This is a genomic window from Arthrobacter sp. AL12 (assembly GCF_029960645.1).
In the GTDB taxonomy this organism is placed as follows: Bacteria; Actinomycetota; Actinomycetes; order Actinomycetales; family Micrococcaceae; genus Arthrobacter.
Window position 1 is genome coordinate 1 of record NZ_JASBQY010000025.1, and the last position, 14601, is coordinate 14601.

Consider the following 14601-nt stretch of genomic DNA (forward strand, 5'->3'; position numbering starts at 1 on the left):
TGTCAGGAGTACTTCGGGAACACCCCCCGCCCCGGATGGGTCACTCCCCAACCGAGACCAACCCGTTACACAACCCACCCAGGGGAACATCCGACGCAACCCTCGAGACCGGTCTAAATCACTACAAACAAGCGTTCGCCGGCAGTGCCTCATTTCATGACTGGGCGGTCAACGTCACATTCCTCGCCGCCTACGTGGAGCCTCCGCACTTGAGTCCTGGACTCGCGCGGAGGCTCTCCGCAGATGCCCAATAGAGGCGCACTCAACGAAGACGGTCCAAACTGGAGGTGCGACCCTGACCTCTGGCTATACCTGAGCGGCGGCCTATGCCTGCCTAATGGCCTGGTTGATACGTCCGCAGGGGCTGGGGTTGCCCGTTCTCCGTGGCGCAGCTGCGGATCTGCCGGGTCTCTTCACGACTCATCGACACGGCACGGCCAGCCGTGGGACCGGACCGCCCACGCAAACGCCGCCCCTTGGCGGCATATCTTTTGAGCGTATTGCTCAGGTCGACGGCATTATCTGCTGAGAGGTCAATTTCATACTCGCTGCCCTCGAAAGAGAAGCTAATGGTTCCCTGGGAATCTTCTCCAGAAGGATCACAAATCAGCTGAGCATGAATTTTACGGGCCACCAGGGGTTGATTCGTTCGTGGTTAATGCTGGCATCTCCCCCAAATCCAACGCCAGCCTTTGACCTCAAACCTTTGCAAAAAAACACCATCGAGACCGCAGCTGAAGTGGTCGGGAAACAAGCCGAGAGCCATCCCGCAGCGAGTGTCGGGCTGACTCCTAGCCCCATAGCTGCACGCCGTCAGGAAATGGCGCAGCTGACCCACTCTGTTGCAAATGCACCCAGTCTATTGACGTCAGTTTGGGGCACACCCACACGGACGGACCATGACACTCCCCACACCTGTTGACCCAATGACCGGCAGTCGCGGCCGCGAGGAGTTCGGCGGCCCGTCAGGGCCTGGTCTGCGATGCATACGCGGTCGCGGCCCACCCGACGATTCACGCAGCCCGCGGCCGTCAGAGTCCGCCGGAACCTGCAAGACCGGTCCGGGAGCCCCGCGGCCCCGAATCCTTTCCGAAACCAAGAACAGAAGGTGACCATGAGCGTTCAGCAGGAAACCGCCCCTACGGTACCGGCAGCATTGCGGCTGCACATCCTGCCCACGGATTTGGGCCCCTGCACGGTCCGTATCCAAGAGAGCGACGGGGGCCCGCCTCCCTCGTCGGGCACACCGGATGTCTACCTTCACGGCGCCGCAGGATCCTGGACCACATTCCTCCCGCTGCTTTTCGGTGCTGTGGCCATTGACCGGGTGCTGATTGATCTCCCGGGCTGGGGTGAATCCACGAGGGGTGTCCGGTTTGAACATTTCAGCATCGAAGCGATGGCACGCGCTGTCACCGATGTATTGAGCGCGCTTGGCTACCGGCGATGGAACCTCGTGGGCCACTCAATGGGCGGGTTCCTGGCATTGCACATCGCCGCGGCCTGGCCGGGGCGGACCGCCAGCGTAGTCACCATTTCGGCGACCACCTTCGACGTATCCGAGGCTGCCCGAAGGCCACTGCGCAGCTTGTCCAGATCCCCGGCATTTGTCGGCATGCTACTGCTTATGCGCTCTCTGGCAGCCCTCGGCCCGGCGGGCCCGGCAATAGTGCGGGCCATCGGTGCAACACCTGTAATGAGACCCCTGATGTCCCCCTTCTTCGCATATCCCGCGGCGGTTAACGCGTGGGTTATCCGTGGTCTCAGCACTGACGCCCGCCCAGCCAGCTTCTTCGCGGCCACCCAGGCCGCAGCGCACTATGATTTTAGGCAATGGCGCGCAATCCGCTGCCCGGTCCTGGCGACCCGCGGGGACACCGATGTCTTCACTCCCCCGTCTGACCTTGTCCGGTTGGCGGACGTTGTTCCGCACGTCCAGTTGGTGACGATGCCCTGCTGCGGCCACTTCGCCCACATAGAGCGGCCCGAGCAGGTGCAACAGCTGCTCGAGGGGTTGCGGACCCATGGGGAAACCGCTGAAGGTGAGCACACCGACACTAACGTCCCAGGCCTAGCGACGCCGGCGCGACGCCACGGGGCTATGTTGGGTTAAACCACCAGCAACGGCTCTCAGGCGCAACTGACAACTCCGTCAGTCTGCAACTCAGGAACTCTTTGAGTCCGGACCTTCGGAACTGCCGAAGTCACAGAGGCAGCCAGGGCGAGACGCCAATGCCTCCGGTCCGCAGCCCCTCACAATCCAGCCGGCGCGGACCTGCAGGCTCAGTAAGTCTGTGACCACGGCACTTCGTCAGTTCGGCAGGGCACCGAGTCCGCACCTTCATACCCCCAAACATCTTGCACGACGCCGGCGGCCTGGCACCCACCGCGACCCTGACGTTCCCAAACTCACGGACTCCCAAACCCCCTTGACTCAGGAACTCTGCGAGTTCAGACCTCCGGAACTCAAAGTCACAGAGTTCGCCGCCGGCGTCTTCCTGGAGGAGCCTGCGTGACCGAACGGAGCGTCGAGTTGCTGGCCCTCGCCGGTGCCGAAGCCGTCGAGGGAGACTGAGAAGTTATGCACGCGGACGAGTGACATGTCATCTCCTGAAGTGCTTGTCGTTCGCAATCACCTTATGGTGACCGAACCAAACGACTCAAGACCGACAACGGAATCAAGCCGCGATGCAACCGAACCGCGTAGCGGACGCCCCACCAATGCGGAGCTCGAGGTCCGCGGCGCCGCCTGGGCGCGGCTGGTTCTGCGCGACGTGATCAGCGGCAACCGGCGCCACTTCAGGGAAATGCTGGCCAAGTCAAAGGAAGGCATCACCTCCTGAATCCTCGCCAGCCACTTGAAGCACCTCGTGGATCCACCGGGCCCCCTCGGCGTTCACCGCCATGGGCCTTCCGCCCGGGGACTCATTCGGCGGTGCCCATCTAGGTCGCCGCGCTCAGGGCGGCGTCGTCGATATTGAACGGGTCCGCCGTTCCGTCCCGCCCTACAAGCTGCCAGGTGGAGGGAATGAACTGCATGGGAAAAGAAGCCGCCGAACTCACACTGGCCTCATTCACCTTGACTAAGACCACCTCGTCCGTTGCCACACAGTATCCTTGTCTGCAAAGCCCAGGGCAACGCTTGGGCAGGCTCATTAGGTCCTCCAACGCGTTATTCTGGGCCGCCAAAATCGATACATGGACTCAGAAAGTCCACCATTGTGCGAGACGACGGATTGACCACGGGGACGTAACGATGAGCTCCGTGGCCTTCTACGGCGAAGGAATGCCGACGCCCAGGGTTGTGGGTTCCGGACCCTCATCCCAGCGGCCACCGGACCGCGCTTCACCACCTACTATCGCTTGCTTTCTGAAGGGACATTCCATGGATCTGCAAGACCGGTCGATTCTGCTCACTGGGGCCGGCGGCGGTAGCGGTGCGGCGCTGTCGCTGGAGCTGGCCGCACGTTCGTCCAGATACACCCTGGTGGGCCGCCGGCGAGGTCCCCTTTACGAGGTCGCCGCGGCAGTGAGGGGAAGCGGCGGCCAGTCGCACGTGGTGGCCCCGGATCGGACCGGGCTCGGCGCCCCAGTCGTGGCCGGCATGGGACGGGACGCCTTGACGGTCGTCCGGAGAGGCGCGACCCGGACCGTGATGATCACCTTGAACCGTGAGGACCCAGCCACATTCGACCGGACGCTTTTGGCCTGCAAAGGCGCCCTGGAGGAAGCCGCTGCCGGCCATTCCAGCCTCTGACCCCATTGTCCGCGGAGACCCTCGCGGTCGGAGACCCCACCGTGACACCCCGTCCGTGAGGCGGCAATGGTGGTGGCCAGCCCTTGCGATGTTCGCCGCCGGTTACGGGGCGAACCAGTTCGTTCCCCTGCTCGCGCTCTACCGCCGCACCCTCGCCCTCTCGGACGCGGATGCGACCGCCGTGTTCGGCGTCTACGCCCTGGGCCTGATCCCGGGTCTGATCTTCGGCGGAAGGATTAGCGACAGACGGGGACGGCGTCCGGTGATGGTGGCCTTCACCGCATTGTCGCTACTGGCTACAGCCGTCTTGATGACCGGGCAGTGGGGTATGGCCGGGCTGTACGCAGGCAGGCTGCTGACCGGGTTGGTCTCCGGTACGGTCTTCACGGCCGGCACCGCCTGGGTAAAGGAGCTCTCCGGGGACGAATGTGCCGGCACCGGCGCACGCCGGGCGGCGCTGGCATTGACAGCAGGGTTCGGTATCGGCCCGCTCGTGGCCGGTCCCTTGGCGCAGTGGGGGCCGGCACCGCAGGTCCTGCCCTACATTGTGCACCTGGCCCTGGCCGGCAGTGCACTGCTGATGCTCCCGCGCGCCCGAGAGACGGTGTCAGGCGCCAGAAAATCAGATCCTCCGGCTCCTTTGCTGCCGCCGTCGGCCTCCTCGGCCCGGTTCCGCCTGGTGGTTGTGCCTCTCGGGCCATGGGTCTTCGGCAGCGTCACACTGGCCTTTACCACCCTTCCGGGCCACGGAACCGGACCCACGGGTGTACTCGGCGTGGCTTTCCCCGGACTGCTCGCCGCCGGTGCCCTCGCCGCGGGCGTGGTCTCCCAGCCTCTGGGCAGGCGCATGCACGAGGCCGGGGCGGCCCACGGCAGCACCGCCGCTGCGGTAACAGGCCTTGGCATTGTGGCTGCGGGCTGCGCCGCGGCAGCGTTCGCCACGGCCTTCCCCGGGATTGCCACCGCGACCACGGCCGCCCTAATGCTAGGGGCGGGCTATGGAATATGCCTTATTGTCGGGCTGCGGGAGGTCGAGGAAATCGCCGCGCCCGGGCAGTTGGGCGCTGTAATTGCCCTGTTCTACAGCCTCGCCTACTCCGGGCTGGCGGTACCGTACCTGCTGGCCCTCATAGCCCCAACCACTGGCTACCCGCAGGCCCTGCTCTTCACCTCAGCCGCCGCCACCCTGACCCTGGCCGCCGTATTCTTGACAGGACAGAGAAGTTGCCGGGCTCGACCCGAACTGAAAGAATGCAAACCAGCAAAGGCAGCAACGCTCCCCCCGCCATCGTCCGGTCACGCAGTCAGCGACCCTCCACGCCATGAACAGATAACCAGTCACAGCGCTACCAACACGAAAGACGCAACGGCCACCAACAAAAACGGGCCCCCGCAGGGGCCGTAGGTGAACAGCTTGTGCACACTCAGAGGCCCAGAAAGCCTCTGAACAGGGAAAACACGTGCCCGAGGTGGGACTCGAACCGGACTCCTGCCCCTGCCATTCCGACACTCCCCGAAAACATCCGCAATCCGAGCAAGTCTGGCACCGGTATGGCTCAGTCCGAGACCCAAAGTGTGGACACTGTCCACACCCCCCACTTCTCCCCACCGGCCCCCCTAGACTGCCGCACCGGATTGACAGCGGTGCGGCGCTGAATTTATTTGATCAGGGTTATCGCAAGGTGCGATTTCGCTTCGGAGATGTCTGACATAATCCACTGATGACCCGTATCCTCAAGTCGTTCTCGCGTGTTCGCGAGGCGTTCATCCACGGCAGCTTCACACTTTTGGCGACCGCTGCCGGCCCTCTGTCCCGGCGACTCGCTGTAACGGCCAGCGAGAACGCCCAACATGTGCTCGACGCAGTGGGAGGCGGGATCTACGGCATCGATATGGGCGGCCGAATCTCATTCGTCAACAAGACACTGTGCGAGCTGGTCGGCGTGGACCGGGCCGACGTCCTGCTCGGCCGGGACCACCACCATGCACTGCGGCACCGTCCAACGGAAGGGAATGCCGTTGTCGGGACAAGCACAGGCGTCGGCACAGACGGGTGTGCATTGTGTGCCGCCGTTGGCCGCGCGGATTCCGCTGGTGGATTCATCTCCCTCGGGGGCCGTGACCAGGAGCAGCTGCCCGTCGAGTTCGTCTCCCGGCCCGGGGTGAGGGCCGGGAGATTCCGCGGCACCGTGATCACCATCCACGACCTCCGGGAACGCCGCACCGTGGACGCCCTGCAGCGCCGGGCGCAGACCGAACGCAGCCGGCTGGTCTCCGTGGTGGAAGCCAGCCCGAACCTGATTGTGGTGGGCAGGTCCGATGGCCAGGTGGAGTGGATGAACAGCAGCGGGCGCGCCATGCTTGGCATCGGCGCGGACGAGGATATCCGCTCCTACACGATCAAGGATATGTTCTCGGCCGAAGAGCTGGAACGAATCCAGTCGGAGGATATGCCGGCCCTTGTCGCGGCTGGCCGGTGGCAGGGGGCACGCTCGTTACTGTCCCCTGCTGGGGGTTCCATTCCCGTGGACGTCGAGTCCTATCTGCACCACGACGCGGACTTCCCGGAAGGCTACTATGTCACGGAAGTAATGCGGGACCTCCGGCCGCAGCTCGAGCAGGAGCGCAACCTGCGGCTCAGCGAGAGCCGCCTTTCGATCGCCGAGACGGTTGCCCGGATGGGGAGCTGGGAATGGGATCCAGACAAGGATTCCGTCAAATGGTCGCGCGGTCTCTACCGGCTATACGGCATGGAGCCCGGCAGCGGTGATGAGACGGCGGACACCTGGCTCAAGACTTTGCATCCGGATGATCAGGAACGCGTCACCGAGATGTGCGCGCGGGTGGCAGCCGGAGTCGGCAACCTTGACTTCGCGTGCCGCTCCATCCGTGCCGATGGTACTCAGATGGTGGTCCACAGCAGGGGCGAGATTGTCCAGGAGCCCGGCGCTCCGCGCGTCATCGTCGGTACCCTGCTGGACATCACCGAGCAGCATGCGGCCCTCGCAGCGGTGCAGCAAAGCCAGGAACTGACCCGGCGGATCCTTGCGTCCGCGGGCGAGGCCTACGTGCAATTCGACGCGGAAGGACTGGTGAGCGAGTGGAACGTTCAGGCCGAAGAAACATTCGGGTGGCCTAGGGCTGAGGCGATCGGCCGCCCGCTGGTCTCGTTGGTCCGGGGTCAAGAAGACAGGAGATCCCTTGAGCGGCTGCTCGGGCTGGACTGTGGATCTGACGAAGCGGGAAAGCCGACAGAGCGTTTTGAACATCCGATGCTTCACCGCTCGGGGCGTGGATTTCCCGCTGAAGTAACCGCATGGACTACGGATGACGGAGCGCAGCGCGTGTTCAGTTGCACGATCCGGGATGTGAGTGAACGGCACGCCGCGGAACGGGTGAAGGACGAGTTTATCTCAGTGGTTGGACATGAACTGCGGACTCCCTTGACTTCTATCCACGGGGCGTTGGGCCTGCTGCGGGCCGGCCTCCTGGGCGAATTGAACCCCAGAGGACAGCAGATGGTGGATATCGCCGCCCACAATACGGACCGCCTGGTGCGTCTGATCAACGACATACTCGATATCGAGCGGCTCAACTCCGGCGAGGTGGCCCTTGAGTTGCAGGCATGCGACGTCGCCGTCCTGGCTGAGCGGTCCATGGAGGTAATGCGTTCCATGGCCGACGGTGCCGGGGTGCGCTTGACGCTCGATGCCCGGCCTGCCGTGCACTCGGTCGACCCCGATCGGATCGAACAGACCATGACCAACCTGCTCAGCAATGCCATCAAGTTCTCGCCCGGCGGAGAAGAGGTTCGCCTGCTAGTCCGTTCGGACGCAGCCGGGCTTTCGATCCAAGTCCGGGACCAGGGCCGCGGCATTCCGGCTGAAGATCTGGAACGGATTTTCGACCGTTTCCAGCAGGTGGATGGTTCCGATGCCCGGGAGAAGGGCGGCACGGGCCTAGGCCTGGCCATCTGCCGGACCATCGCGGAACAGCACGGCGGGCGCATATGGGCCGAAAGCGGGCCAGCAGGAGGGGCAACCGTCACTTTGACGCTGCCCGCAGCCGACGCGGCGGGCCTGGACCTTCAAGCCGGGGCGCCCGGCGGACCGAAAGTCGTCATCTGCAGCGAAGACGCCTCGGTACGTGTCCGAATAGCGGAGATGCTGTTGCCGCATGGTTATGAACCCATAGAGGTGGTGAGCAGTACCGCGCTATTAGACGCCTCACTCCAGCACCGTCCCGCAGTCATCCTGCTTGAACAGAGGAACCTGGCCGTGGCCAACTGGGAGGCCGCCGTCGGCCTGCGCGGCAATCCCTATACCCGGGACATTCCGGTGGTCTTTCTGAGCTTCGACGGCGACAAGATCCTGGCTGAATCTGAGGCCCTAACGTGTTCCGACGCGCCGTTGGACATGGATGGTCTGTTGGCGGCGGTTGGCGAGGCCCTCGGAAAGCGCAACGCCGGACCGGCGTTGCTGCTAGTTGAGGATGACGAGGGCCTTGCCGCCGTTCTGACGGAGGGATTCCGGCAGCTCGGCATTGATGTCCACCACGCGTCGACCGCCCGGCAGGCGCTGGCGTTGTGCGCCCACATAGTCCCGGATCTAGTGGTGCTTGACCTGCAGTTGCCGGACCAGGATGGTTTCGCCGTGGTGGCGCAGCTTCGCCGGGACTCCCGGCTCCGCAGTGTGCCATTGGCCGTCTACAGCGCCCGTGACCTCAGCGAGGCGGACCGAAAGCGGCTGCGACTTGGAAAGACCGGGTTCTTCACGAAAGGACGCGTCAACCCGGATGAGTTTGAACGGCACGTGGTGGACCTGCTAGGCCTTCTGACCCTGAATGCAGAGGGGGTAAACCATGGATAACCCCCGGCGCATCTTGTTGGTCGACGACGACGAGGGCATTCGGGAAGTGGCCCGCACCGTGCTCGAGATGGTGGGGGGATACGACGTCGAAACCGCCGCCTCCGGGCTGGAAGGCCTCGAGAAGGCGCGCACCAGTCCGCCCGATGCGATCGTGCTGGACGTCATGATGCCCGGACTTGATGGGCCGGCCACCTTCGTTCTGCTGCAGGAGCAGCCTGCAACGCGCGGCGTGCCCGTCATCTTCCTGACGGCTAAAACGCAGGCGGCCGACCGGAGCCGGTTCGCTTCCATTGGGGTCGCCGGTATGCTCTCGAAACCGTTCGACCCCATGGCACTCTGTGACCAGATTGCGGGCATCCTGGGCTGGCAGTCATGAACGGCGGTGCACCAACGACCGGCAAGGTTGATCCGACGGCAGCGATCCGCGCCATCTGGAACAGCAACCGCGGCGAGGTCATGGGCCGCGTGGCCGTGCTCGAGGACGCGGTGCTGGCCATGATAGAGGCGAGGCTGTCCCCGGAGGATCGCAGTGCCGCCGAGCGCGACGCCCACAGATTGGCCGGTGCCGCCGGCACCTTCGGGTTCCGGCGCGCCTCCGAGGCGGCCCGCGAGCTGGAGGGAATTCTGGCAGGTACGTACCCTGTTCCGCTGGACCGAACACTTGTCGCAGCCGATGAAGTGGTAGCGCTCCGGCGTGACCTCAGCCGGGACCCGGCGCCCGCCACGGAAGGTGTCGTGACCCGCCCCCTGGAGTCAGCGCCGCCATCAGCGGCCGGCCGCTCTGCAGGTGTCCCCAGACCAGAGGGCTTACCCGCCGGGCCCCTCGTGGCCATCGCTGCAACCGGTCGTCAGCGCCGGGAGCAGCTGGCCGCGGCCGCGATCCACTGCGGTTTCCAGTCTTTGGGCATCGGTGCGCACGGCTGGCTTCCGCAGGAAGGGCCACGGCCCGAAGCCGCGCTCATCGACCTCAGCGGGGGCGACGGCGGAGTCGCTCTCATAGCCCGCCTGGCCGCGCTGGATCCTCCTATTCCCTCGCTGGCCCTGACGCCGCCGCATGCACCCTGCGACAGAGTCTCGGCGGCGCGCGCGGGGGCCCGCGGATTCCTCAGCATCGAGGCGTCCCCCGAGGAGCTCTTCAGCGCGGTGCAGGACCTGCTTACACCCACCAAGGCGCTCGCATGCACAGTGCTGGTCCTCGACCACGTAACCGCGAGCCTGTCCTCAGTGCGCGCCGCACTGCAGAACGCGGGGCTGCGCGCGGTGGGACTGGAGGACCCGGCCCAGTTCTGGGAGCTGCTGGAGCAGACGCAACCGGACCTGGTGATCCTTGGAACCAGTTTGCCCGGGGCTGGCGGAGCGGAATTATGCCGGGTACTCCGCAGCGACGCCCAGTGGGCCGGCCTGCCTGTTCTCCTCTTGTCGGCATACGACGACGCGCCCGCCGTGGCCGCCCTCTTCGACGCCGGCGCTGACGATGTCGTGGCCATGCCGTTCGCTGGCACCTACCTTGCAGGGCGGGTCCTGAACCGGCTGAAACGCACGCGGGTGCTCCGTGCAAACGCGCTGGCTGATCGGACACGGGATGCGCAAGCTGTTGACCAAGCTGCCAGGCCGTCCGGCGGACTTGTCGCCGCCGACTTCGACGTGGACGTGGTGATCGTTGAAGACGATCCACTGCTTGCGGAGCTCCTCGGGCATGCCTTGACGACGCGCGGCTACCGGTTCCGGCTCTTCACCGACGGGCAGGCCGCTGCCGCTGAGCTCGCGGGCAGCCCGGCCGCCCTGCGGTCGCGTGTGGTCTTGCTCGACGTCGACCTGCCGGCACTCAACGGATTCGGCGTGCTGCGCCAGATGGCCATGGCGGAGAACCTCGCGGCCACCCGCGTGATCATGCTGACCGCCCACTCCAGCGAGACGGAGATCGTCAGTGCCATTGAATTAGGGGCCTTCGACCACGTAGCCAAACCCTTCAGCGTGCCGGTGCTAATGCAGCGCGTGCGCCGGGCACTGGGAGACTGACATTCAGCTCTACGACATACTCACCGGCGTCTGGTTCACCGAGTTAGGGATTCTCGGTGCCGGGCTGATCCTAATTTTCGGCCATGCGGTGTTCCGGCAGGTTCGCGCCGCGAGACTGAGGCCCGGGATGCGGGTCAGCATGCATATCCTGGCCCGGGTCCTGAGCGGCGACCCGGAGCGTCCGGCCTTGCCGAGGCTTCCACTGGACAAATCGATCGAAGCCGTGGCCGATGCAACGCGCAGTATCGACGATGTGGGCCGGGCACGGCTTGCGGAGCTGCCCGAGTACGTGGAACTCGCGGAGCGCTCCGCGCGCTGGTGCACCAGCGCGCTTTGGCCCCGCCGCCTCAAAGGTGTCCGGCTGCTCCTCATCTTGGGCACCGGCCAGGCCACGGTCCCCCGGTTGCTGGACGACCCCCGCCCGGAAGTGCGAAGCTCCGCGGCCGCCTGGGCGGCGAACCACCCGAGCCCGCAAGTCGCCGCCAGGCTGGTCCGGATGCTCAGCGACGGGGACCTCGCCTGCCGGCTGACCGCCCAGGGCGCCCTGATCCGGATGGGCCTCCACGCCGTACCAGCTGTCATCAGCCATTTGGCCGAAGCGGCCCCGGCTTCGTTGGCCAGTGCCCTCCTCGTCGCGTCCCGCGTCCACAACTCCGCCCTAACGGGACCGGCGCTGGCGCACAGGCACGACAGTGATCCCGCGGTTCGGGCCGCCGTCGCCCAGGTGATTGCCTCCGGCGGCGGGCCCGACAGCATCGAGTGGCTGGAAGAGCTGCTTGCTGACCCCGCGGCCTTGGTACGGTCCACAGCTGCGGCCGGATTGGGCGGCCTCGGGCACTGGCCAAGCTCGCCGCTGCTCGCAGACAGGCTGGGCGATCCTGCCTGGGAAGTCCGCCGCGCGGCAGGCCTTGCGCTCGACCGTCTCGGCGGCCCAGGTCAGCTGTATCTTCAGCGCGCGCTCCAAAGCACGGACCGGTTCGCTCAGGACATGGCCCGGCAGGTGCTGGACCGGGCCAGCCCGGGCCAAGGCGCGGCGGGCCGGGTCGAAGCGGCAGTGTTGGCAATAGACGGGCAGGAGCGCAAATGATCTATGACGCCATCACAATGGTTTTGGCAGGTTTCGCCTGGTCGGTGTTCGCCTATTTCATTGTGGTCAACGGTTGCCAAACGGCTCTTCTGGTCAGTGCCACGACGGCGATGCGCCGGCATCGGCAGCGGGTATGGCAAGAGGACCGGGTTGGCCTGCTCGGGTCAGCTGTGACACCGACCATCAGTGCCCTCGCGCCCGCATACAACGAAGAAGCCAACGTGGCTGAAAGCGTCCACGCGCTGATGATGCTCCAGTACCCGGCGCTGGAAGTGGTGCTCATCAATGACGGCTCCGGAGACTCGACCCTCGAAGTACTGATCCGCACGTTCGACCTATATCCAATCCACCCGATCTTCCGCAATCAGGTGCAGTCCCAACGCGTGCGCGGCCTCTACCGCTCAAAGATCCACCCCCAGCTGCTGGTTGTGGACAAGGAGAATGGCGGGAAGGCCGATGCCCTCAACGCTGGCCTCAACTGCGCAACCGGCGAGCTTGTCTGCGCCATCGACGCCGACACTCTCATCGAACCGGATGCGTTGCTGCGGATTGTACGGCCCTTCCTGACCGACGAGAACGTGGTGGCCGCCGGCGGTACCATCCGCGTTGCCAATGGTTCGAGGGTGGCCCACGGGCGCGTCCTTGATGCGCGGGTTCCCCGGGGTCTGCTCGCAGGCTGCCAAACCGTGGAATACCTCCGCTCGTTCCTTTTCGGAAGGCTGGGCTGGAATAACCTCGGTGGAAACCTGATCATTTCGGGCGCCTTCGGTCTTTTTCGGCGGGAATCCGTGATGCAGGTGGGCGGCTACGTCCATGACACGGTCGGGGAGGACATGGAGCTCATTGCCGATCTGCGGCGCCAGGGCCAAGACCGCGGGACCGCGAGCCGGGTGGATTTCGTTCCCGACCCGGTGGCTTGGACCGAGGTCCCGGAGTCCTGGCGTGTGCTCGGACGGCAGCGGGACCGTTGGCACCGGGGTCTGACCGACGTGTTGCGCCGGCACCGGGGCGTTCTGTTCAATCCCCGATACCGGGCCCTGGGACTGGTGGTCTACCCCTACTACGTGGTGGTGGAGCTGCTGGGTCCGGTCGTGGAGGCGCTGGGGTTGATCGCCGTGCCGCTGGGCTTGGCCCTCGGAGCGGTCGATGTGACGTTCGGCGCGTTGTTTCTGGCGGTGGCCTATGGCTGGGGTGTGCTGTTGAACGTGGCAGTCATCGCTCTGGAGGAGTTGACATACCGGCGCTACCAGCGCTGGCGTGATCTGCTGCTACTGCTGCTCTGGAGTGTCGTGGAAGGTGTTGGCTACCGCCAGCTCACCGTTGTCTGGCGGCTCCTGGGACTGTGGCGTTATACCCGGGGCCGCAAGGACTGGGGCGTAATGAGCCGGAAAGGCCTTGGGACGCCGGCGCGGGCGTGAGGAAGCCGTCGCGGAAACTGGAGACTGTGGTACACCCTCCCTTCAACAGCTCGTGGTCCTGGGCGGCCCACGGCCCCTACGGGCCACCGTGATGGACGCGGCCGGCTCCAGGTGTTGGTTGGAGTCGGGTGATCTTGATTGGTCCAAAGGGCGGCGCCGAAGTTGCCGTAGCCGCAGTCCACGTTGCCTTTGACCGCGTCGGCCATGAGGGGAGCACCGATGTGGAGGCACCGCGGTATGCCCTAAGGGCGCCTACGGTCTTCGTGTCCTACCTACCATTTCGGGGCAAAAGGCCTCGAAGAACGAGGTCTTTAAGGAGTGCGGTGGCCCGGTCCGGTTCCCAACCGTGGACGGTCCGCAGGCGGAGATAGGTGCCCGGCACGATGCTGAACAGCAACACGGCAGCAGCTGCCGGGTCCGGCTGCTCGGCAAGGGTGGTGTCGGCGTCGCCGTCACGCAGTAGCCGTTCGAACGGAGCAACGTAGACCTCCGTGGTTGCGGCCGACATCTGGCCACCGATGGGGGTCAGGTCTTCCAGACCCGGATGTGTACCCGGTCCGACACCGGGCTGCGGGGATGATCCGAGCGCGGCGACCAGCGGAAGGTGCAGCTCAAGGGCGGCGCAGCAGGCGTGCAGCGCCGCGCAGAGCCGCTCCGCCCCGCTGCCTGGCCCGGTCAGTGCAGGCCACATCGCGGCCTGCCACCTGTGCGCAGCCCGGTCGGCCAGGGCCGCGACAAGATTCTCCTTAGTCACCCCGCGTCGGTAGAGAGTCACCCGTGACAATCCCGCCGTGTGGGCGACGCGCTCCAGGGTGAGTTCCTGCCAGCCGTTCTCGGCCAGAACCTCGGCGGCAGCGCGGAGGATGTCCTCGTTCAAAGCCGGTTCGCTCATGAGCGTTGCCTTTCTGAATCATATACGTTACATTAACGTATCAGGATCGTATCAGTACCGTTAACTCTTTGCCCCACTGTCCGAAGGAGCCGCGTGCGCATCGTCGTCGTAGCCAATGACACTCGAGGCGGCGTGCAACCCTACATCGCGTTGGGCGCCGGGCTCCAGGAGGCCGGACACAACGTACGCGTGGTGGCACCGGCGGACTTCGCGTCGATGGTTACCAGCCGGGGTCTGGCCTTCTCCGGCCTCTCGGGCAACTCCCAGGCCGATGCCCGGCGTGTGGGGTCGATGTCCAAGGGCGGCCCGATCGCGAGCATGCGTGCGGTGGCGGGCGAAATGACCACCCGCATGGAGGCCTGGACCAGGGAAACGCTCGAGGCGGGCGAGGACTGCGCACCACCTCGGCAACACTGGCCGAGACCGCCGCCATACTGGGCTACGCCGATCAAGCCCACTTCACCCGCGATTTCTCCCGGGTCACCGGCACCACGCCAAGCAAGTTTGCCGCCGAGCACCGGACGAGGAGCAGCTGAACAACGGCCCGAGAGCCGATCCCC

At 65.4% G+C, this 14601-nt stretch carries 10 protein-coding genes and 3 pseudogenes; 10 read left to right on the forward strand and 3 right to left on the reverse strand.

Translation table 11 applies throughout. From position 1 onward, the window contains the following. Positions 1-1114: 1114 nt before the first annotated feature. Positions 1115-2113 (forward strand): alpha/beta hydrolase, encoded by a 999-nt coding sequence (locus QK291_RS18115; RefSeq protein WP_282384194.1) that lies wholly within the window; start codon positions 1115-1117, stop codon positions 2111-2113. A gap of 390 nt (positions 2114-2503) precedes the next feature. Here QK291_RS18115 and QK291_RS18120 read toward each other — a convergent pair. Next, positions 2504-2602 (reverse strand): annotated as a pseudogene (locus tag QK291_RS18120) (dihydrofolate reductase); the annotation flags it as partial. A 37-nt stretch (positions 2603-2639) separates the two neighbouring features. Here QK291_RS18120 and QK291_RS18125 point away from each other — a divergent pair. After that, positions 2640-2843, forward strand: coding sequence for a hypothetical protein (locus QK291_RS18125; protein WP_282384195.1), 204 nt, complete (start codon positions 2640-2642; stop codon positions 2841-2843). A 103-nt stretch (positions 2844-2946) separates the two neighbouring features. Here the strand turns inward: QK291_RS18125 and QK291_RS18130 are convergent. Further along, positions 2947-3042: pseudogene (locus QK291_RS18130) on the reverse strand (murein transglycosylase); the annotation flags it as partial. Between the two features lie 343 nt (positions 3043-3385). Between QK291_RS18130 and QK291_RS18135 the strand changes: the two are divergent. The 7 genes from QK291_RS18135 to QK291_RS18165 all read left to right on the forward strand — a co-directional run bounded on the left by QK291_RS18135 (position 3386) and on the right by QK291_RS18165 (position 13149). Further along, positions 3386-3757, forward strand: coding sequence for a hypothetical protein (locus QK291_RS18135; protein ID WP_282384197.1), 372 nt, complete (start codon positions 3386-3388; stop codon positions 3755-3757). A 55-nt stretch (positions 3758-3812) separates the two neighbouring features. Then, entirely contained in the window at positions 3813-5162 is a 1350-nt protein-coding gene (locus QK291_RS18140) for an MFS transporter (protein WP_282384199.1), read from the forward strand. Positions 5163-5478: 316 nt separating this feature from the next. Continuing rightward, positions 5479-8625 carry an ATP-binding protein gene (locus QK291_RS18145; protein WP_282384201.1) on the forward strand — a complete coding sequence of 1049 codons (3147 nt, stop codon included), beginning with the start codon at positions 5479-5481 and terminating at the stop codon, positions 8623-8625. After that, on the forward strand, positions 8618-9001 hold the full coding sequence (locus QK291_RS18150; RefSeq protein WP_282384202.1) for a response regulator: 384 nt from the start codon (positions 8618-8620) through the stop codon (positions 8999-9001). The genes QK291_RS18145 and QK291_RS18150 overlap by 8 nt, the downstream gene beginning before the upstream one ends. After that, positions 8998-10644 carry a response regulator gene (locus QK291_RS18155; protein ID WP_282384203.1) on the forward strand — a complete coding sequence of 549 codons (1647 nt, stop codon included), beginning with the start codon at positions 8998-9000 and terminating at the stop codon, positions 10642-10644. The genes QK291_RS18150 and QK291_RS18155 overlap by 4 nt, the downstream gene beginning before the upstream one ends. Before the next feature lie 127 nt (positions 10645-10771). Further along, positions 10772-11731, forward strand: a complete 960-nt coding sequence (locus QK291_RS18160; RefSeq protein WP_282384204.1) for a HEAT repeat domain-containing protein — start codon at positions 10772-10774, stop codon at positions 11729-11731. Then, positions 11728-13149 (forward strand): glycosyltransferase, encoded by a 1422-nt coding sequence (locus tag QK291_RS18165; RefSeq protein ID WP_282384205.1) that lies wholly within the window; start codon positions 11728-11730, stop codon positions 13147-13149. Before QK291_RS18160 ends, QK291_RS18165 begins: the two co-directional genes overlap by 4 nt. A gap of 268 nt (positions 13150-13417) precedes the next feature. Here the strand turns inward: QK291_RS18165 and QK291_RS18170 are convergent, their stop codons facing one another. Continuing rightward, positions 13418-14041 carry a TetR/AcrR family transcriptional regulator gene (locus QK291_RS18170; RefSeq protein WP_282384206.1) on the reverse strand — a complete coding sequence of 208 codons (624 nt, stop codon included), beginning with the start codon at positions 14039-14041 and terminating at the stop codon, positions 13418-13420. Positions 14042-14445: 404 nt separating this feature from the next. Here QK291_RS18170 and QK291_RS18175 point away from each other — a divergent pair. After that, positions 14446-14577: pseudogene (locus QK291_RS18175) on the forward strand (helix-turn-helix domain-containing protein); the annotation flags it as partial. Positions 14578-14601: the final 24 nt, after the last annotated feature.

What these genes read in the sequence shown, in the direction of transcription:
- QK291_RS18115 (WP_282384194.1), top strand. Translation starts at nt 1,115, where the DNA reads ATGAGCGTTCAGCAGGAAACCGCCCCTACGGTACCGGCAGCATTGCGG.
- QK291_RS18125 (WP_282384195.1), top strand. Translation starts at nt 2,640, where the DNA reads ATGGTGACCGAACCAAACGACTCAAGACCGACAACGGAATCAAGCCGC.
- QK291_RS18135 (WP_282384197.1), top strand. Translation starts at nt 3,386, where the DNA reads ATGGATCTGCAAGACCGGTCGATTCTGCTCACTGGGGCCGGCGGCGGT.
- QK291_RS18145 (WP_282384201.1), top strand. Translation starts at nt 5,479, where the DNA reads ATGACCCGTATCCTCAAGTCGTTCTCGCGTGTTCGCGAGGCGTTCATC.
- QK291_RS18150 (WP_282384202.1), top strand. Translation starts at nt 8,618, where the DNA reads ATGGATAACCCCCGGCGCATCTTGTTGGTCGACGACGACGAGGGCATT.
- QK291_RS18155 (WP_282384203.1), top strand. Translation starts at nt 8,998, where the DNA reads ATGAACGGCGGTGCACCAACGACCGGCAAGGTTGATCCGACGGCAGCG.
- QK291_RS18160 (WP_282384204.1), top strand. Translation starts at nt 10,772, where the DNA reads ATGCGGGTCAGCATGCATATCCTGGCCCGGGTCCTGAGCGGCGACCCG.
- QK291_RS18165 (WP_282384205.1), top strand. Translation starts at nt 11,728, where the DNA reads ATGATCTATGACGCCATCACAATGGTTTTGGCAGGTTTCGCCTGGTCG.
- QK291_RS18170 (WP_282384206.1), bottom strand. Translation starts at nt 14,041, where the DNA reads ATGAGCGAACCGGCTTTGAACGAGGACATCCTCCGCGCTGCCGCCGAG.